The sequence below is a fragment of the Bacillus sp. ILBB4 genome (genome assembly GCF_035064545.1).
In the GTDB taxonomy this organism is placed as follows: domain Bacteria; phylum Bacillota; class Bacilli; order Bacillales; family Bacillaceae_H; genus Priestia.
Window position 1 is genome coordinate 21009 of record NZ_JAIQVD010000006.1, and the last position, 17450, is coordinate 38458.

29 protein-coding genes are annotated in these 17450 nt (G+C 37.9%); 2 read left to right on the forward strand and 27 right to left on the reverse strand.

Going from position 1 to position 17450, the window contains the following annotated elements:
* Window positions 1-267: 267 nt before the first annotated feature.
* From LAV82_RS22945 to LAV82_RS22980, 8 genes are all read right to left on the reverse strand, one after another.
* Complete coding sequence (locus LAV82_RS22945; RefSeq protein ID WP_499716947.1) at window positions 268-1104, reverse strand: RNA polymerase sigma factor; 837 nt, start codon at window positions 1102-1104, stop codon at window positions 268-270.
* Between the two features lie 11 nt (window positions 1105-1115).
* Window positions 1116-1676, reverse strand: coding sequence for a RusA family crossover junction endodeoxyribonuclease (locus LAV82_RS22950; protein ID WP_499716948.1), 561 nt, complete (start codon window positions 1674-1676; stop codon window positions 1116-1118).
* Window positions 1673-2179 carry a hypothetical protein gene (locus tag LAV82_RS22955; protein WP_499716949.1) on the reverse strand — a complete coding sequence of 169 codons (507 nt, stop codon included), beginning with the start codon at window positions 2177-2179 and terminating at the stop codon, window positions 1673-1675. Before LAV82_RS22955 ends, LAV82_RS22950 begins: the two co-directional genes overlap by 4 nt.
* A gap of 13 nt (window positions 2180-2192) precedes the next feature.
* Complete coding sequence (locus LAV82_RS22960) at window positions 2193-2351, reverse strand: hypothetical protein (RefSeq protein ID WP_499716950.1); 159 nt, start codon at window positions 2349-2351, stop codon at window positions 2193-2195.
* Between the two features lie 98 nt (window positions 2352-2449).
* The gene (locus LAV82_RS22965) at window positions 2450-3349 is read right to left on the reverse strand and encodes a S8 family peptidase (protein ID WP_499716951.1); all 900 of its coding nucleotides are present in this window, start codon (window positions 3347-3349) and stop codon (window positions 2450-2452) included.
* Window positions 3350-3421: 72 nt separating this feature from the next.
* The gene (locus tag LAV82_RS22970) at window positions 3422-4054 is read right to left on the reverse strand and encodes a hypothetical protein (protein WP_499716952.1); all 633 of its coding nucleotides are present in this window, start codon (window positions 4052-4054) and stop codon (window positions 3422-3424) included.
* A 172-nt stretch (window positions 4055-4226) separates the two neighbouring features.
* Window positions 4227-4658 carry a deoxycytidylate deaminase gene (locus LAV82_RS22975; RefSeq protein WP_499716953.1) on the reverse strand — a complete coding sequence of 144 codons (432 nt, stop codon included), beginning with the start codon at window positions 4656-4658 and terminating at the stop codon, window positions 4227-4229.
* Window positions 4652-5017 carry a hypothetical protein gene (locus LAV82_RS22980; protein WP_499716954.1) on the reverse strand — a complete coding sequence of 122 codons (366 nt, stop codon included), beginning with the start codon at window positions 5015-5017 and terminating at the stop codon, window positions 4652-4654. The genes LAV82_RS22975 and LAV82_RS22980 overlap by 7 nt, the downstream gene beginning before the upstream one ends.
* On the opposite strand from LAV82_RS22980, the gene LAV82_RS22985 reads away from it, so the two are divergent.
* On the forward strand, window positions 5007-5315 hold the full coding sequence (locus LAV82_RS22985; protein WP_499716955.1) for a hypothetical protein: 309 nt from the start codon (window positions 5007-5009) through the stop codon (window positions 5313-5315). The genes LAV82_RS22980 and LAV82_RS22985 overlap by 11 nt on opposite strands.
* Window position 5316: 1 nt before the next feature.
* Here the strand turns inward: LAV82_RS22985 and LAV82_RS22990 are convergent, their stop codons facing one another.
* The 7 genes from LAV82_RS22990 to LAV82_RS23020 all read right to left on the reverse strand — a co-directional run bounded on the left by LAV82_RS22990 (window position 5317) and on the right by LAV82_RS23020 (window position 8533).
* Window positions 5317-5547 carry a hypothetical protein gene (locus LAV82_RS22990; RefSeq protein ID WP_499716956.1) on the reverse strand — a complete coding sequence of 77 codons (231 nt, stop codon included), beginning with the start codon at window positions 5545-5547 and terminating at the stop codon, window positions 5317-5319.
* A gap of 4 nt (window positions 5548-5551) precedes the next feature.
* Window positions 5552-6286 (reverse strand): PD-(D/E)XK nuclease family protein, encoded by a 735-nt coding sequence (locus LAV82_RS22995; protein ID WP_499716957.1) that lies wholly within the window; start codon window positions 6284-6286, stop codon window positions 5552-5554.
* Window positions 6287-6408: 122 nt separating this feature from the next.
* Complete coding sequence (locus LAV82_RS23000) at window positions 6409-6957, reverse strand: hypothetical protein (RefSeq protein ID WP_499716958.1); 549 nt, start codon at window positions 6955-6957, stop codon at window positions 6409-6411.
* A complete protein-coding gene (locus LAV82_RS23005; RefSeq protein WP_499716959.1) occupies window positions 6941-7345 on the reverse strand; it encodes a hypothetical protein in 405 nt (134 codons plus the stop codon). The genes LAV82_RS23000 and LAV82_RS23005 overlap by 17 nt, the downstream gene beginning before the upstream one ends.
* Window positions 7336-7770 (reverse strand): hypothetical protein, encoded by a 435-nt coding sequence (locus LAV82_RS23010; protein ID WP_499716960.1) that lies wholly within the window; start codon window positions 7768-7770, stop codon window positions 7336-7338. The genes LAV82_RS23005 and LAV82_RS23010 overlap by 10 nt, the downstream gene beginning before the upstream one ends.
* A gap of 265 nt (window positions 7771-8035) precedes the next feature.
* On the reverse strand, window positions 8036-8326 hold the full coding sequence (locus LAV82_RS23015; RefSeq protein ID WP_499716961.1) for a hypothetical protein: 291 nt from the start codon (window positions 8324-8326) through the stop codon (window positions 8036-8038).
* A gap of 9 nt (window positions 8327-8335) precedes the next feature.
* Window positions 8336-8533 (reverse strand): hypothetical protein, encoded by a 198-nt coding sequence (locus tag LAV82_RS23020; RefSeq protein WP_499716962.1) that lies wholly within the window; start codon window positions 8531-8533, stop codon window positions 8336-8338.
* Window positions 8534-8883: 350 nt separating this feature from the next.
* On the opposite strand from LAV82_RS23020, the gene LAV82_RS23025 reads away from it, so the two are divergent.
* Window positions 8884-9651, forward strand: a complete 768-nt coding sequence (locus LAV82_RS23025; RefSeq protein ID WP_499716963.1) for a hypothetical protein — start codon at window positions 8884-8886, stop codon at window positions 9649-9651.
* A 210-nt stretch (window positions 9652-9861) separates the two neighbouring features.
* Here LAV82_RS23025 and LAV82_RS23030 read toward each other — a convergent pair whose 3' ends face one another.
* The 12 genes from LAV82_RS23030 to LAV82_RS23085 form a co-directional block, all read right to left on the reverse strand.
* Window positions 9862-12441, reverse strand: a complete 2580-nt coding sequence (locus LAV82_RS23030) for a vitamin B12-dependent ribonucleotide reductase (RefSeq protein WP_499716964.1) — start codon at window positions 12439-12441, stop codon at window positions 9862-9864.
* A 138-nt stretch (window positions 12442-12579) separates the two neighbouring features.
* Complete coding sequence (locus tag LAV82_RS23035; RefSeq protein WP_499716965.1) at window positions 12580-12825, reverse strand: phage holin; 246 nt, start codon at window positions 12823-12825, stop codon at window positions 12580-12582.
* On the reverse strand, window positions 12794-13327 hold the full coding sequence (locus tag LAV82_RS23040) for a hypothetical protein (protein WP_499716966.1): 534 nt from the start codon (window positions 13325-13327) through the stop codon (window positions 12794-12796). Before LAV82_RS23040 ends, LAV82_RS23035 begins: the two co-directional genes overlap by 32 nt.
* Window positions 13327-13569, reverse strand: coding sequence for a hypothetical protein (locus LAV82_RS23045; RefSeq protein WP_499716967.1), 243 nt, complete (start codon window positions 13567-13569; stop codon window positions 13327-13329). The genes LAV82_RS23040 and LAV82_RS23045 overlap by 1 nt, the downstream gene beginning before the upstream one ends.
* Window positions 13569-13808, reverse strand: a complete 240-nt coding sequence (locus tag LAV82_RS23050; protein WP_499716968.1) for a hypothetical protein — start codon at window positions 13806-13808, stop codon at window positions 13569-13571. The genes LAV82_RS23045 and LAV82_RS23050 overlap by 1 nt, the downstream gene beginning before the upstream one ends.
* 137 nt (window positions 13809-13945) lie before the next feature.
* On the reverse strand, window positions 13946-14305 hold the full coding sequence (locus LAV82_RS23055; protein ID WP_499716969.1) for a hypothetical protein: 360 nt from the start codon (window positions 14303-14305) through the stop codon (window positions 13946-13948).
* A 12-nt stretch (window positions 14306-14317) separates the two neighbouring features.
* Window positions 14318-14704 (reverse strand): hypothetical protein, encoded by a 387-nt coding sequence (locus LAV82_RS23060; RefSeq protein ID WP_499716970.1) that lies wholly within the window; start codon window positions 14702-14704, stop codon window positions 14318-14320.
* A gap of 3 nt (window positions 14705-14707) precedes the next feature.
* Window positions 14708-15082 carry a hypothetical protein gene (locus tag LAV82_RS23065; RefSeq protein WP_499716971.1) on the reverse strand — a complete coding sequence of 125 codons (375 nt, stop codon included), beginning with the start codon at window positions 15080-15082 and terminating at the stop codon, window positions 14708-14710.
* A gap of 49 nt (window positions 15083-15131) precedes the next feature.
* Window positions 15132-15665, reverse strand: a complete 534-nt coding sequence (locus LAV82_RS23070; protein WP_499716972.1) for a hypothetical protein — start codon at window positions 15663-15665, stop codon at window positions 15132-15134.
* Between the two features lie 15 nt (window positions 15666-15680).
* On the reverse strand, window positions 15681-16625 hold the full coding sequence (locus LAV82_RS23075; protein ID WP_499716973.1) for a hypothetical protein: 945 nt from the start codon (window positions 16623-16625) through the stop codon (window positions 15681-15683).
* 3 nt (window positions 16626-16628) lie between these two features.
* Entirely contained in the window at window positions 16629-17135 is a 507-nt protein-coding gene (locus tag LAV82_RS23080) for a hypothetical protein (RefSeq protein WP_499716974.1), read from the reverse strand.
* 15 nt (window positions 17136-17150) lie between these two features.
* On the reverse strand, window positions 17151-17447 hold the full coding sequence (locus tag LAV82_RS23085; RefSeq protein WP_499716975.1) for a hypothetical protein: 297 nt from the start codon (window positions 17445-17447) through the stop codon (window positions 17151-17153).
* Between the last annotated feature and the right edge of the window lie 3 nt (window positions 17448-17450).

The following is a 17450-nucleotide window of genomic DNA, read 5'->3' on the forward strand; positions in this document are numbered from 1 at the left end:
TGTTAATTAAATGTTCTAATATAGCCATCTTACACTCAGTCCTTCTAAATGTAATGCATTACAACTATATTATAATATACTATCCCTATGAAAACAAGCGAAAACACGAGAAAACTCAAGCGATTTGGAGTTCCTGCTTGAGTTGCTTTAATATCTCTTCTGTACAGACAATAATGGACTTAAACCAGCTATGATACAAGTACAAATTATGTAGCTGTACATATTCAGATTGCATATTGATTTTATCAAAATCCATTTCGTCAAATTCTATGATATGAAAGTTGCCTTGCCTGCTTTCACAAACAATACCGATGATGGGTGCAATAGGTGTTCCGCTCTGATCCATTTAAACTCTCCTTCTCTGTACCTCTCGATAAACTTCCTCTTAATTCTCATACGAATACGATTGATCGATTTAGGATCATAAGGAAGCATACGAGCGATTTCTCTGTCTTTATATTCTTCATAATAATATTTAGCCAAAATGAAACGTTCATGTGCTTTAAGGTTATCAAATGGCGCTTCAGCCTTAGTTCCATGTATCCAATCAGGATCGTTTAGTTCTAATCCTTCGTCAAACTCAACCATCAACTCATCTGGAACTTCTTCATCGGGCGTCTCATACACAAGAGCATCCAAGAATGATGTCTTAAATTTATCGATGGCATCCAACTTGATATTGTATTTAAGATAGTTGTATAGCTTTTTATGGTATGTAGCATACAGATAACGATGGAATCCTTTACCCATGTCTCTGTACTCTGTCGCACACTCTAAAAACGGAATAAGAAGCTCACTGTAAAGGTCATCAGCTGAATGCTTTCGCAAGTTGAATTTAATATCCCAAAACACTTTTGTTGCAAACTTAATGGAGTTCTTTGAAAGATACCTAATATCCCCACGTAAATTATTAGCCAGCTCCTTATCTTTGTCAGCATACATAGCAAAGAAGCAGCGGATATCATGAAATCGCAAGTCTACGGTTTCTTGAGAGAACAAGATATGATACTTTCGGATGAAATTATTATACTGCTCAATAAGTTTTGTAGAATCGTGCGTTTCTTGATAAAGAAATACATTACGGTCTGGGTAGGTATGTTTCATGGTTATCTCCTTTAAGCTGCGTAGCGTTCCATCATCACAGCATCCTCTTCTGATTTTAAGTAAATGTTCAATTCGAAATAAGGCTTCTCACCTTCAGCAACACGGTGAAAGTCCATTACCCGAGGCAAAGCATATTCATCGTCATCGTAGATAATGTCTGTGAAAGCATCCATCATAAGCTTGAATACGTTGTTTGTATCACGGCGCTTTTTATCATCAGGAAAGTATGCAGTTAATTCAACAACTACTTTCTCTCCTTTTGTAGTATGCCATGCAACTTCTTCAGCCCACATCTTGGCAAGGGTTTCCCACTTTTGTTTAAGCTGTTCAGCTGGTGCAGTTAACCGCTGTCTTCCTTTAGCCATACGCTCATAGATGTGGTTCACACTAGGATACATGCCTGGATCTCCATCCTTCTCTCTACGAACGACCCAAACCTTCTGCTTTTCATAAACAGGTCTATTTTTTGAGTCTCGTCTTTTGATGATAGTATCTCCATTTTTATCACGCTTTGCTACTGTTGCACGAAAGCGGCCGAACATCATCATAGGTACTTTTAATGTTTTTCTCATTTCACTTTAACTCCCATCATAGGGATAGCGGTAAGCGTAAGAATAGTAGCTTCACCTAAGAAACGACCTTGTGTATCATAGCGCTTTATGTAATTAATATCTTTGCCTGAGTATGCTTCTTTATTGATGTTATACTCTTCTTCAGCATATTTAAGAATAGTAGCCTGAATGATTGCATCACGTGTAATGTTGACTTGATCTTTCATGCGAAGCTCATTCCAGTCGCCTTCTTCTTCTTCAATCAAGTCATTGATTACATCACAGTACTCCTCAAAGCCAAGGCGCACTTTGCTGGATAGTTCATCAAACTTGTTAGGTTCTAAAATCAAATCGGTGTTTGTAATGCCTCTATCTGACTTCTGTTGCATGATAACAATTTTATCATTTTGCGCCATTTCAGCAGCTTGACTTTCCCTCATGTAGTTATAGTCACGTTTATTCTTGCTGCCAATTCGCTTATAGATGCGGCTTTCTAAGTCTTCTTTAACTTCATGTTCACTCATAGTGAATCCTCCTTTATATAAGCTTTTTACCTTTTATATTTACAGATTTGAAAAGTGTATTTAGATTGCTGCTTGTTTGCTTTTTACACCCCACTGTAGCTTCAACTGATTTGGTTTCAGCTATCACCTTGCCATTAAAGATAACTGTAGCAGTATCTCCTACTATTTTCATGAATTATCTTCACTTCTCTCTTAGATACTTGTAATACCTTTCATATTATAGCATAAACCAAAGAAAAAGACAGAGGTTTTTCCCCTGTCTTAAAAAATTTATGGTAGCAAAGTTAAGTCAATCATGCCTTCACCATATAATACATCTCGTCCTACTTCACCTAAATCTTTCACCATCTTATCGACAATCTTGTGTAGGTTCTCAGCTGTTGGTTTTACATCAAAGAATAACTCTTTGTGACGAGCAATTACAAGAGCAACCGCCCCTGCCACCATAGGTGTAGCCATAGATGTTCCAGATAAACGTGCATAGGTGCCACCTTTATAGGTAGATACAATGTCTACGCCTGGTGCTGAAATTTCATTCTTAATACCGTAGTTAGAGAACCTTGCGTGTTGAAGTTGTTGATCGACTGCAGATACAGCGATTACTTCATCATACATTGCTGGCCAACATACTTCACTGTTTTCATTACCAGTAGCGGCAACAAGGATAATGCCAAGCTCTGTAGCCTGCTTGATAAGCTGATGCACTTGCTCAGGTGGACGTGAAGCTGTTCCAAGACTCATAGAAATAACATCTACGTTTCGATCAATTGCCCATTGTAAGCCTCGAATAATAGATTCAAAGTTTCCACTTCCGTTATCACCAAGCACTTTAGCAGCATACAAATCCACTTCTGGAGCAATACCAATCATACCGATACCATTATCTGTTCCACCAATGATACCAGCACAGTGTGTACCATGTCCCTGTACGTCTTCCGCTCCATAACTAGAGCCTGTAAAATCGACATACTCTTTTACATTTTGAACTAAGTCAGGATGATCAGGATCAATGCCAGTATCAAGTACTGCTACTTTAACACCTTTTCCTTTTGTTTTTTGCCAAGCGACTTCTGCACCAACTGCTTTTAACCCCCAGTCAATGTAGTCATCACCAAATGCAGAAGCAGGAATTACTTCTTTCACTTCAAACTCTGCTAATTTAAATTCCATAAGGGAATCCTCCTCGAATTCCCCTGTATCCTTCTATATTGTAACACATTACAAAACGATGCAATACCGTAACTATTCTGCTCTAGGTAAACCAGATATAGGATCAATACTTGCTAATTCGGGACCTCTTCTTGGTCGTACACCAGTGTTTTGAGGTCTAACTGTAATAGATGGTCTAGCACTCTGTGGCGGTGTAGCAGATGGACGAATTCTTGCTGAAGGGGATTCGCCTTCAATCCAATCTACACTACCTTCTCTTTCTCTCTTAAGCTTCATGTGATTAGAGCGAGCTTTTTGATATAGCATAAAGGCACATACAAAAAATATAAAGAAAGGCAAAGGAACAAATCGTACACTGTACTCCTCCCTGTCAGAGAGTAAAGAAACAAGAACTACTGAAATGACCGATGATCCAAATATAATGGATGATAAGAAAAGGAAAAATGATTTTGATTCTACTCTCATTCTTGCATGATACTCTTCCTTTGTTTCTCCCTGTAACTGTCCTACATAGCGTAAAGGTGGAGGTGGTGGAGGTCCAATCACTCCTGTTGTACCGTCACTTCGTTCATAACCTTCAGGAACATAAGCTTCACGAGGAAGAGGTCGCTCGTTTTTGCTTCCTCCTAACCGCTTCAGTTTTTTACCATCATAATAGTATTTCTGTTTTAGTGTAGCTTCTAAATAAGCTTTAACTAATTCCATGCCTTACACCGATATACGCTTACAATGATTACAATGTTTGCAGCACCTAATATGAACTTTACTTTTATATTTACCATAGCGCTCTACTTGTGTGCTTTTGTATTCATATTCATGTTTCTTATAGATGTATTTGCAGACAAGTCGTTTACCAAGGAGGATTTTTATAAGTGTTTTAAGATTTGTCATAGTGAATAGTCTCCATTCCTTTATTAAAGTTATTGTCATAGCGGTGCTTGTAATAATTCTTATAATAAATCTTCTTAATACCAGCTTGATTTAGTGCTTTCATGCAGTCAGGGCACGGATAATGTGTTACAAATGCAGTTGCACCATCTGTAGGAATACCATACTTGGCACACTGAAGAATGGCATTATGCTCTGCATGAACCGTTCTCTTGCACCCTACTTTTCCGTTCTCTTCAACTTCTAAGCAACCTTCATCTGTGCAGTGTTCATGCCCGCTGATGCTACCATTATAGCCAGACCCTATGATTCGATTATCTCTAACTAAGACACATCCAACAGCAAGGCGATTACAAGTTGCTCTCTCATTTACTTTTTCCGCTTGCTCCATGAAGTATTGGTTCCATGATTTCCTTACCATGAGCGCTTCCTCTTGTTACGATGTCTTTCAGCTAAATAAAGAACTAGAATAATAAAGGATAAACCTAAAGCAACCACAATGAAAAAGAATGCTGCAGTTGATAGCTTTTTATTACTAGAAGCATTGTTTGTTACATTAGTTGTATCTTTATCGTCTGTAATGCCTAACGACTTAACTTGATCGTCTGTTAACGTGACTTCTTTACAGTCATCATCACCTTCCATGATGTCATCATAATCACAGTCAACACTACTGTTGAGTGCATTATAGACAACATAGCCTCCTGCAGCTCCTAAGAATACGTCACGGCCGTTAAACTGTTTACCACTTACCTGACTTGCCGGTGGAGTGAATGCCATCTTATGTGAAGAGGTAGCCTTCTTTACAGTAGACTTAGTGGCAGACTTCGTTAAGTTAACCTTCGTTTTTGATGAAGAAGAGCTAGTTGAAGTCTTTGGTGTTGAAGTGCTTGTTTTAGGACTTGTACTGCTTGATTTGAAACTTGAGGTGTTTGATGATCGACTCATGCTGCTAGAAGTAGAAACGCTACTTCTTGATGAACTCATTCCAATAGCAAAGGTTTCTGATGCAATACTAAAAGTCAGAACCCCTGCTAACGCTAAACTAACAACTTTTTTCATATGTATTCCCCTTTGAATTAATAATAGCTAACTTTAATATTGCGTGGATCTTTCATCTTTAAGGCAGATGTTATCTCTAAGAACAGACTCACTTCTTGCTTGTCCATGTCATGGGGAGCAATAATCGAATCAATCTGTCCACCTTTAATCTCGTCTTTTAAGACATCAAAAGACACCATTGTAATACATTCAGTTGTCGTTATGATTTGTTTACATACGCTTCTTGTAATGAATAAAATATCTTTCATGTTTTTATCTCCATTCCATACAAAGTTTTTTAGCAGGACACTTATCGCAAGCAAACGTTTCTCTTGGATAAAACCATCCTTTATCAATTGACTCTCTAACCATGTTTACGGTTTTCATAAGTCGCTGATAATCTTTACGCTTCCTGTTCACATAGATCGTGCTGCCGTCTCTTAAGAGGTGGACCGCTATACTATCTATTTCTTGTTTATACATAGATTGATATGCCATAGCCATAAGTGTTAAGCCCATGTCTGTCTGCTGCCAGAACTCATCATACTTATGTTTGCCGGTCTTAAATACAGCAAGCTCTACGCCTCGTGGGGTATCTCGTAACACAGGAATATTTCCTCTTATGTAAAAATCATTAGGAAAAGGTATACGAAAGTCCAAGTTAGATGCTAATACATGATCAGGCGCATATTTTTGCTGACGGTAAAATGTATTAAGCATTCCGATAGCTTCTAGTTCTTTTCGTCTTTTATCATTGCGATTGCCCAAATAGATATCATAGATATCAAGATGGCCATGCCAAATGCTACTGAACTTTTCTTTTAGGTCAGTAAGCGTAAGCTGTTCTCCTTGTTGTAAGTGAAAATAATAGAAGTTAAGAACAGATTGTATGCTTTCTCTGATGCCATCATTGGTTGTAATCTTCTTCACTACTTTATCAAGGTGCGTATATTTCCAGCGTAGCGGGCATGATTTGAAATCATATAAGTCACCTACTGTTATCTCCATTTCTTCTTCGCATCTCCTCTCTAAGCTGCAGTTGTTCTTGTAACCGCTGGTGCAGTGTTTTTCTCCTTGATCTGTTTGCCGTTTTTTGTTTTACTTCTTGCTTCACCCGTTCGTGATTTCGTTTACTCGCCTGGATCATAAGGTATTGGAGGCACATTTCCATGTCTATCACCTACCCATTCACCCATGTATTGATTTGCAAAGAACACAGGGTCATCTTGGACAATCGCTCTTGAGCCAATGCCTCTGATATTATCGGAAGGTGGTGAGCCGGAAAACAATTCATTTTCTAAGTTTCTTTGGAATCTTTCAGCAAGCTGTCTTGAGTAATATCTAATCATTTCTCCCGTAATATCGGGTGCATCACTCATCAAATCCTCTGAGATATTCATTCTTATACCAGTTCTATTAATCTGAACGGGACTAGTTTCAGCTCTATGCCATTCAGTGTTTGATAGCCATTCTCTTTCCGATCTAGATAGGTGAAGAAAAGTCTTACCTGATTGTCTAGGGATTGCCCTAATCACTTTACGCATGGGGCTTATTGCATCAATCTTTTCATCCATTTCTCTTATATATCGCACGGTATCTAAGTTATTTAAGAAGTCTTTCAACCAAGGATGCTTTTTTCTATCCTTTTGTATTTGCAAATAATTACTTGTCAGTTCCATCTTTATCTGCTCCCAACAATGTGCTTAGAAATTCTGGGCTAATCATAGGTTCATCAATTGTAAATGTATGTCCATTATTTAAAGTGAAAGACATTTCAACTTGCTCTCTATCTTCAGATGTATTTATATCGTTTAGAGAAATATCAACAACACCTAAATCTACACCACCAGCCATCATTCTTACTGGTACGGGAGGAATTACTACGTGATCAATAGCTTCACCAATTGATTGTCGAGAATAGAGTCTTCGATTTCTATTTGTTACATCAAAAGATTCATGAGACACAATCGCTTTTATCTCTTTACCACCTATCATAAGCTTAGATGGAGGAACTGCAGTGGCTTTTTGAAGTACAGTACATTTCAAATATCTATTAACTAATTCCATCTTCCACGGCCGCCTAACATGTTTCTTAGACCTTTACGGTATGGGTCCTGCTCTTCTTCCTCTTTACGAGCAGAAGCTTTCTTTCTTCTTTCAGCTCGGTTAGGCTGAGAAAAACCAATGCTTAGTGACATGTCTCTCATTTGTTGTTCAATTAAATCCTGATACAATCTTCGTCCTTCTACAGAATTCCGAATAGCAAAAGCACCTTCATATTGACCAAGGACTCCTATTTCTCGTGGTTCCTCTTCTCTACTAACACTTGCACTTATACTTTGCATGCGCCCAATCTCTTGATCACCGATATAAACTCTCACATCGTCCTCGAATCCTCCGTAGAGAGTACTGGTGGAACCTACTCCCATAACTTTCACAGTTCTAGGCTGGCGTGCTTCGTATTGGTCAACATATTCTTGAACTAACTCCATATTACACACTCCTTTGGAAGGTTAAATTTGTTAACAAGTGAGATGATACAATTTATAGATCCGTAATTGTCACTACTCAAATTAACTTGAAAGTGTTTATTTAAACCACGATTATACATTTCTTGCTTCAGCTCATAACTAATTTCGCCTTTCTTACTCCCGTTAAGAAACGTGTTCATATACCTATTCAGAACATCGTTAGCAACTGACTCCATCGTTATTAAATGCATGTTACTAGGCTTATTTGCTTTGTTGTATGCTGCAACTAATTCCATTCATTAAACTCCTCTAATCCTACTCCAGTGTAATGAACCATTACTGTATCCTGTCTTAGCGGTGCTTGATTGAGTACTAATGTTTTACCTTTAACATAATAATCTTTACCTTCTACTTGGATGTCACCATTACGTGCGACCTTAAGTGTTCCAGGCACAACTCGATACCTTAGATCGTTAGCTGCCTTGGATGTTGAGAAAAACTCTTCACACCCTTCAACATGACTGCGTTCTTCTAAGTAAGCGTGTAAGATTTTTCTATACTGATTAACTAATTCCATATGTCACCCCTAAGCTGCTAGTAGCATAGGATTCTTTTGCATCTCTTTAATCATAAGATATTTCATGACTAGCTCTTGAGGCTTTCTGATAGGAGTCTCTTTAAACTTGTACGTGTATGTAAACTGAGCGTCATGAAACTGGACATTCCACTGCATAGTAGGAGTCCAAAGAGGGTCATAACCTAAATACTGTCGAACCATCTCCATATGCTACATCATCCTTTATTTTTCTTTTATTTCCGCTAATTATCTTCATTATATAATAAAAAATTAGGTATGTCGCCTACTTTTTTGAAATGCATTACAAAAATGTTATATGTATTATTGCCAGCCTTTTCAAGCATGATGTCAAAGAATAAAAAGCATTTTGTTACTTTGAAATAAAATTTAATTAAAATTTACATGAAAATAAAAAAATGGCGGATGTTTTAACGAAGAAATACGCAAGATAAGAAAGTGTATTAATCAACTAAATTTCTGCTTAATCATCTTTTAAAGCTGAATAAACTTTAAGTAGTAATAATATCTAATATACAGTACTGGAGTTGTATAGACATATGTGTTCAAATAAAAAGGATACAATAACTGAACCAATACAAAGAAGGATCCTATATAAAGTTGATGCAAAGAACCTTGCAAATATTGCTCAAAGCATTCCAATATCGGAGGAAACAACTGCACTATCAGCTTATTATCGATATGTTTTTCTGGTAGAAGGGAATCTTCTCATTAAAAGGGATACCCACCCTGAACTAGAAATAGTTAAAACAGTTGAAGGTTATCATAACACTAAACTTATGGCTGGCGCTGATGGTCAACACATATTTGTGATTAAAGATGGTAAACTTATTAAACTGAATTTTGAACTCGAACCTGTTCCTGTTCCTGATGGTGCAGATGATTCAGGTTGGGAAGACGCAAGACTTATGACAGGTGCGGGAGACAACCTCTATATTGTTAAAGGGGATGAATTAATTAAAGTGGATGGCAAAACTCTCAAGGTGAAACAAAAAAGCACTGGATGGGCTGATGCTACTTCTTTAGGAGCACCTGGTAATTCAAGCATCTATCTTTTTCGAAATAATGGTGAACTAATTAGGCTGAAAGAATCTAATCTTGAAGTTGAAGGCAAGAGTGAAGATTGGAAGGGCACTACACTTATGGAAGGCGGTGGTTGGTACTCTTTATTCCTTGTCAAAGATGGAGAACTATTTTTCGTGCATTCAGAGACGTTTAAACGTTATACAGATATCGAATCTGGTAAGGGATGGGAGAATGCAACCATGATATCCTATTTTATAAATTACGTTTATCTTGTTATATAAGCATTTGATGAAAAAGTCTGCAAGTTCTTATTGTACAGAAAAAGAAACGAATTCAATTTGATTAAATTTTTTCGAATAGGATTCGTTTCTTTTTCTATAAACATTTAGTTTGGTAAAAAATCATGAATAAACTCATTTAACATTCTTGGCTGAAGAGATAGAGCATCGCAACTTTATATTAAATCCACACACCTTTCATTCAAACTTATCTTATAGTCCACACTTTAGTTGAGCTTGGCAATTCGTGCAAGTAGAGCAGCCACCAATCTCTTCTACTACCCCCTTCTTACATACAGGGCAAGTGTTTCCCGGCTCTACGCCATAAATTACACCTTCAGCTGCAGCTTGTGTATTATCATCAACATCTACCTCATACTGAGAGCTGTCTATTTCTAGCTCATTTACATCATTCTCTTCTGCAGACAATGAAAGCACCTGAGCATCACGAGATCCGTCTACGTAAACAGTGCCTCCTTTTGCTCCACCTTGCCATAAGCGCTCATACACCTTTTCAACCTGTTTAACAGTGTATCCTTTTGGTGCGTTCACTGTTTTAGAAAGTGAGCTATCAACATGCTTCTGAATAATACACTGCACATCAGCGTGTTGTTCTGGTGCAAGTTCCATTGCTCCTTTAAAGTAAGAAGGCAATTCGCTTAAAGGTGTATCAAGTGGTAGTCCCATAAATTCTAAATACTGTTGAACGATTGGCGCTTTCACTTCAATGAATTTGCCTAATCGACCTGAGCGGTAGTAGACGAATGAGAAGTATGGTTCTAATCCTGTAGAGCCACCAACCATCGTTCCAGTGCTACCCGTTGGAGCAACAGTAAGGAGATGACTGTTCCGTATACCATGTTTGATGATTTGATCACGGACACTAATTCCTGGCATCTTGCGCATAAAGCCAGTGTCAATAAATGCATAGCGTAATGCCTCCGTTTCTTCTTCTGTTTCGCCAATCAAGAATGGGAAGCTCCCTTTTTCTTTAGCGATTTCAATACTTGTACGGTATGCCGTTTCAGAAATGGTTTTGAATACTTTATCTACAATTTCATTTCCTTCTTCGCTTCCATACTCTACTTGGCATTTAATCAATAGATCATGCAAGCCCATTACACCTAATCCGACACGGCGTTCACCTAATGCTTGTTTCGTGTTTTCTTCCATAAAGTAAGGTGTGGCATCGATTACGTTATCTTGCATTCGAACACCAACTTCAACGGTATTCTTTAATTTTTCATAGTCTACTTGAGCTGTTTCAAAGCTTGCCATTTCCGCTAAATTGACTGCAGCTAAATTGCAGACAGCCCATGGAGACAACGGTTGCTCACCACATGGGTTTGTAGCCACGACGTGTTGGCCATAAGCTTTTGCATTGGTCATGTCATTTGCATTATCAATAAAAAAGATTCCCGGCTCCGCTGAATATGTTGCACAGATATTAATCAGCTGCCATAGCTCTTTCGCTTTAATTGTACGGTAAGTACGAACGGCATAGCCTTGCTTCTCCCATTCACGAACGTCTCCTACTTCATGCCATTTTTCATTGTAATCTTTCATTTCTTCTTCTGTGTAAGACACTACATCAGGGAAACGCAATTCATAGTCAGTGTCGTTCTCTACAGCTTCCATGAAATCTTCTGTTAAGCATACAGAAATGTTTGCACCTGTTAAGAACTCAGGGTTATGTACAGACCATGTACCACCTTCTGCTAGTTTTTGTTCTGCTTCTTTTTTTGCTTGAGCTTCTGTATCAGACAGTCTACCTTCTCCGATTTGTTTCAGATAGTTTGTATAAGCAATTGACATTTCTAATGTGCTCTTTTCTTCTGCACTTAAAGGAGTAAACTTAAGCTTTGCTTGTGCCATTTCCTTGATGTGTTCATCATTTGTATTTTCAATAATGAATTTTAAAATCTTAGGGTTCTGCATTTTAGAAATAATGAACTCTACAATATCAGGATGAGAGTCTACAAGCATGATCATCTGCGCCCCTCTGCGGGTCCCACCTTGCTCGACCAGGTTCGTGAGGTTAGCAATATCATTCAGCCATGAAACTGCACCAGAGGACTTTCCGTTAACTCCACGAGCCACTTCATTGCGTGGACGTAAAGTAGATCCGTTCGTTCCAACACCACCACCACGAGACATAATCTCCATCACTTTACCACGATGTTCTGAGATACCTTCACGAGAGTCTTTCACATAAGGCATAACATAGCAGTTGAAGAATGTGACATCTGTTCCTGCACCAGCTCCATGCATCACTCGACCTGCAGGTACAAAGTTTAATTGTGTTAATTCTTGATAGAATTTCTCAAACCACTCTTGGCGTTTTTCCTCAGTCTTTTCAACAGATGATAATCCCCATGCATTACGCATAGCAATCTGTTCATGGTAAATCTCTAGTGGCTTCTGCACCAACTCAAGATTACGCTTTACAAGGAATGTATCTGCTTCTTCACCTTCTAATGAGCCAGCAAATTGTTCATCTACTTCAATCACAGCAAAGCGCTCTTCTTTGTTTAGTTCTAATACCCACCCAAAGCCACGTGTAGGCCATTTTGGATCAGGCTTTACCGTTAAAACAACAAAGTCACCTACATCTAACGTTTCATGAAGTAAATCTGTATGAGTGTAGCGGTCTAACATAACCATCTGAGAAACACTATCAAATGTTCTGTTCATATCATCAGTGATTGGAAACACATTACGCTCAGGATACTTAGCCGTATACCTTTCAATATCCTTGTTTAGCTTATCAATATACTCTTGTGGAAACTTCATCTCATTCTCTCCTAACATTTATATAAAAAGTAATTTGTAATGTATTACAGCAAGTTTTATTATAGAACTTAAAAAGTTAAAACACAATATACAGAAACAAAAAAATATCCCCCTACAACATGTAGAGAGATACCTCTATTACTTCTTGACCTTAGTAACCATAGCCTGAAAAGAGTCCACTTCTTTAGGGTTTACTAGCAGTCCTGATAAGCTCAAAATAGCTAGAAGACTATTTACTGCAGCAATTAAATGTGTCATTGTCTCAGCAGAAATCTCGCAACCAAAAGCCGCTGCGATATTTTGAATAAAAATAAGAACAGCGGATGCAATGGCTCCCCAAAAGACGGTTGTTTTAATTCTCTTCTTTCGCTTTTCCTTCTTCATAAATTGCCTCCCAATCTAACTTAACGTAACCAAGACGTGCAATAGAGAAGGCTTGCGCAAGCTCGTATTCTGCAGTACCAGGTTTAGCATCCAGTAAAGGAGAAGCACCTTCTGCACCATGATGACTTTCAACAGCTCTCATGACATTCTCCCATAAACCTTGATTCACGTCTTTCTGAACTTCAAGCTTCTCTAAATACTTTCGTACAGCTACTGTATGTAATGGACGCATATCCTCTTCGAATTCGTTTTGCATAATGTCGCATAGCAATGTTGTTCCTACTAATGCATCTCGTACAGTTCCCTTAACGCCACGTTGGTCTAATAAGCCACGTAAGATGTGATAAGCTGTTTTGACATGCTCTTGTAAATTAGCGTCGTCATGGAAGCTCTGCGGCGCCACAGCAAGTGCATTATAGAAGAATGCTTGTAAGCTAGCGTCTTGGATTCCTTTAAGTTCTTTCTCGAAATAAGTTAGTGCTGTTGCATTAATGTTTGTCATTATCTTTTTCCCCCGTAAATGTGTTGTTGATAGCACGATGTATGTGCATGATTTCTTGTTTCCCATTCATTAGCATAGGTGCCGGTATTATTGCCAGTAGCATTGAACCTGCTCTCTTTCGTTGGCTGGTTCAAGTCCTTACCACAGTAGCGGCAATAGATAGGTGTGCTGAGCTTCTGACCTGCTTGTTGCAGCATGATTTGTGTAAAGTTCATGCTAGACCAGTTATTCTTCTTGGTCATTACACTAAAACCTCTTCAAAGACTTCATTATAAAATTCATGATTAGGATATTTCTCTTTATCTTGAATGATATGTCTTTCATTCTTATCGTTCTTTACACACAATACCTGCCTAACATCATATCCATCTTCGAGATTGTACTTATATGGACGATAAAGCTTATCTTTAGTAAAAGCCTGATAAGAAGCGTCGTTTGTTAAGTGCACGTTCCTTTTACATTTAAGCATCTTTTTTGGCATCTTGCATAACCTCCAAATGATTGTCTCCACAGCTACACTCTGCAAGTACATATGGTACTTCTCTTCCACATTCGCACAAGATTTTACCGCCAATGCTGATACGTGACTTACCATATGATTCTCTAATTTTCAATGTCTCAATGTCTCTCGTCATCAAGGTCAATCCTTTCACGAGAAATCATCATATTCAGAGCCTTCTCTGTATGAATGTGTGGCTTCATACAAATGCTATCTGTTTTATGTAACTCACAGTTTTGACATTTCATGTAGCTGGAGTTGAAGTTACGGCATTTGTAATCAATAGGACACTCAACAAAGTCCGTGCACTTTGTATACATCTGATGGCGAGGAAGATTTAACATATCCTCTTTGCTATAGATGTCACGCTTGTTAGCTTTAATGCTTACTTCTTTTAGTTTTTCTTGTTCATACTGCAAGCGCATCTCTTCACGCTCAACATAACCTTTCATCATTCGCTGTTGCTCAACTGTTGCCATCTCTAATTCCCCTTACTCAATCCCTAATTTCAAGCAGTCATTTAACGACAATGTAATTTTTTCTTTCTCTTTGTTGATGTTGCCACGTCCCTTAGAGCGATCTTCGATTGTTTCTAATTCTTCAAGCTTCTCTTCAAGGAATTCTTGCTGTTCTTGATAGCCTTTAATCTTTTCCTCGATTGCTTTTAGCTGTTCAGGAATTTTAATGAAGTCAGGGTTAATTGTTTCGACTTCTTCTCCTTCCTTCTCTGCAACAATGATACGTGGAACACGCTTGAATTCTTCACGTAAGCGTGTAAATTCTTTCTGTGCCTTTGGTAAATCCATTTTAATTTCATATAAGCGATCTTTTAGCTTCTCTTCAAGTTCAGCTAATGTAATGCTTGGTCCAATTAACATCTTTTATTCTCCCTGTTCTTTTAATTTAGCAATAGTCCAGTCACTTGCTAGAATTTCTTGATTTGATAAAGTGACATAAGACAAAATTGTATCTGTTTCTTTATCTACGGCTGCGAATTCATAATTAGGGTTCTCTTTATAAGAGTCCTTTGTTTCAACGATAGCAATCACCTTTGGAAACTCCTTGCCTTTTTCAGCAGCACGCATAATGTAATGGCCTTCTCCAGCAAGGATAAATGCTAAGTCAAAGTGAAATTGTGCTTCTGTGTCAAACATTTCTTTGGAGGTTTGACCATAAGCAGCAAGCTCTTTTAACTTGGACTCGCACTTTTCACATAGCTCAATACCTTCAGCGATAGGTTCATTATAAGTCTTCATAACTTTCACCTCTATTCTTGTAATGTCTTTCATTTTCTCTATTATACTATTATTTCTTGTAAGTTACACTAATATTATCAATCTTTGAAGGAAGCCAATAATTTTGATTATCAATTCCTTGAGGCTTGACTACCTCAAAATAGAATTCTTCAGATGTTTCTCCAACGATATTTGAGTCACTAACTGCCTTGACGTAAAACTTATACGATCCTTCTTTTAGGTCATCTGTAATGAATCCATACGTATTTTCACCAAGAGCTTCAACAATTAAGTATTTAGAATTAGATTCAATAGTAGAGTAAACTGCATCGTCTAAATAAATAAGAAACTTAACCGCTGAAATATCCCCTGTATATCCCCAATAAAGAGTTGTTCGTGTGGTATTAGTAGGTGTAACTGAACTAAGGTCAGTGGGTTGAACGATTAAATCAACAACGGGTGCATCTGGTTCTTGTGGTGTTTCGTTTTCTTCTTTTTGCTCATCAGATGTAGCTGGTTCTTCTATAACTTCTGTTTGTTCTTCAACTGGTGGATCTTCTTGTCCCTTTAATTTAAATCCTGGTGGAAAACTTTCTAGTGGCATTATCCTATCTCCTTCTTATAAAATTACTCCGGCATATGCACCTTTGAAATCCATATGTAAAAATGTCTTCGTTGGGTCATAGATGCCAATCAAGGTTTGTCCGTAATAAGTGATTGTTAGATTTCCTAGTCCATCACCTTCAATTGTCATTTTTGCTTTGGTTGTAAAGGCATCATTTGCAAAGAAATCACTTGCCTTAACTGCTGAATCAAAGCTCAATCGAACAATGTCATTTGTTAGCCCATCTTGAATCAAATATTCTAAACCGCTTTTTAGTAAGCTAATTCTACCTAGTTGAGGAATGGTTAAATCAAAGATACGTTCACCCGAAACTGGAGTAAACTCAAGAGGAGCAAGGTCTAATTGAATTTTGAAAGCTGTCTGTGTTGGTATTTCTTCTAAAAAATCTTGCCTAAAATCCTTCACAGTGTAGTTTTTAGCAGAAGAATCATAGGTTGCTGTGAATGAGCTGAAGCGTTCTGGATAACCAGCCTCATCAAATAGAGTGTCCACTAGTGTCTGTGTAAGGATTGGAGGCACATAACTATCTTCAAGAATAGAAAGGTTATTTGCTTTTAACTCCACATTAAATTCTTCATCATCATGGTAGATATCTTGACCTAAAGGATTCTTATTTACCGTAGATGACACTAGACCTACTACAGCTTTCTCTGCAGAATTTTTGTTGTTAAGAACAGTAAAGATCCATTTCTGCTGGTCAGCATAACGGACACGAGTGAAATCGATATCGTGCTTGGTTTGTCCATCCGGTGTTGGAGGAAAACTAAATGTGTTGACAGAGGATTCCTTCTTTTTAGTCACACCGTTTAGCACTTCAGAGATTTCTGATGAGAACATGATTTCAACTACACCCTCTGCCTTTTCAGCAAACTGCAGAACATTGAAGCGGCAATTAAGTAGGTGTGTTTTTTCTGAATCAAAGTAATAAGAGAATAACATTGATTACGCACCTGTCTTCCTGATTTTATTAATAGTTAATTGAGAGCTATCTTTCCATGTATTTAATCGAGAAGCAATAGGTATCTCAACGTGTCCACCTGCTTTAAAGCTCACTACCTTAGTAGTTTCATCTACTGAAGTGTTCTTATCTACTCCAATGGCATGAGTAACAAATCCACCTGCTGTAATTTCTAGAGCTGTAAGCTCTTTAAGATGAGCATTTAGACGATAAGTAAGTCCTTCCATTTCGTTTCTTGAATTAGTTAGTGTTGATTGAACACGTTCAAGAATCTCAAGGTCACGTTCTTTACGTTCAGCAACATAGTCAATTTCTTGTTGCACAATACCATCTGCAATAAACTTTCTTTCAAGAGTTGTTTGGTCAATAATCCGCTCTCTTGTTTTGTTTTCTTGCACTTCATAGCTATCGATAAGGTTCCCTAAGCGAATCTTCTGCTGAATGCCATCTTCAACATAAGTTCGCAAATGCCCTTGCATCTGTGATGACATATTCATCATTCCTTTTTAAATTTTTGCAATACCCTTCTTCATTTCTTTATTAAATTGCTTCCTACGTTTTAATACTTCAGTATCAGTTGCAAGCAAGAAGCCCCGTTCATTCCACCATTGTCTGGCTCGACGAATGGATTCGGGGCAAGTTGCTGTCATAAGGTCATCTAAGCTTGTCACACCATCAATGTGTGTCCAATAAGTAAGGCGTAGCAACCTATCTGAATTACGAGTTTCAGGGTATTCCATTAAAATATCACGCACTTTAGATCTTGTAGACTTTTTAATTGATTGCAGTATGCTTTTTCCCATAAC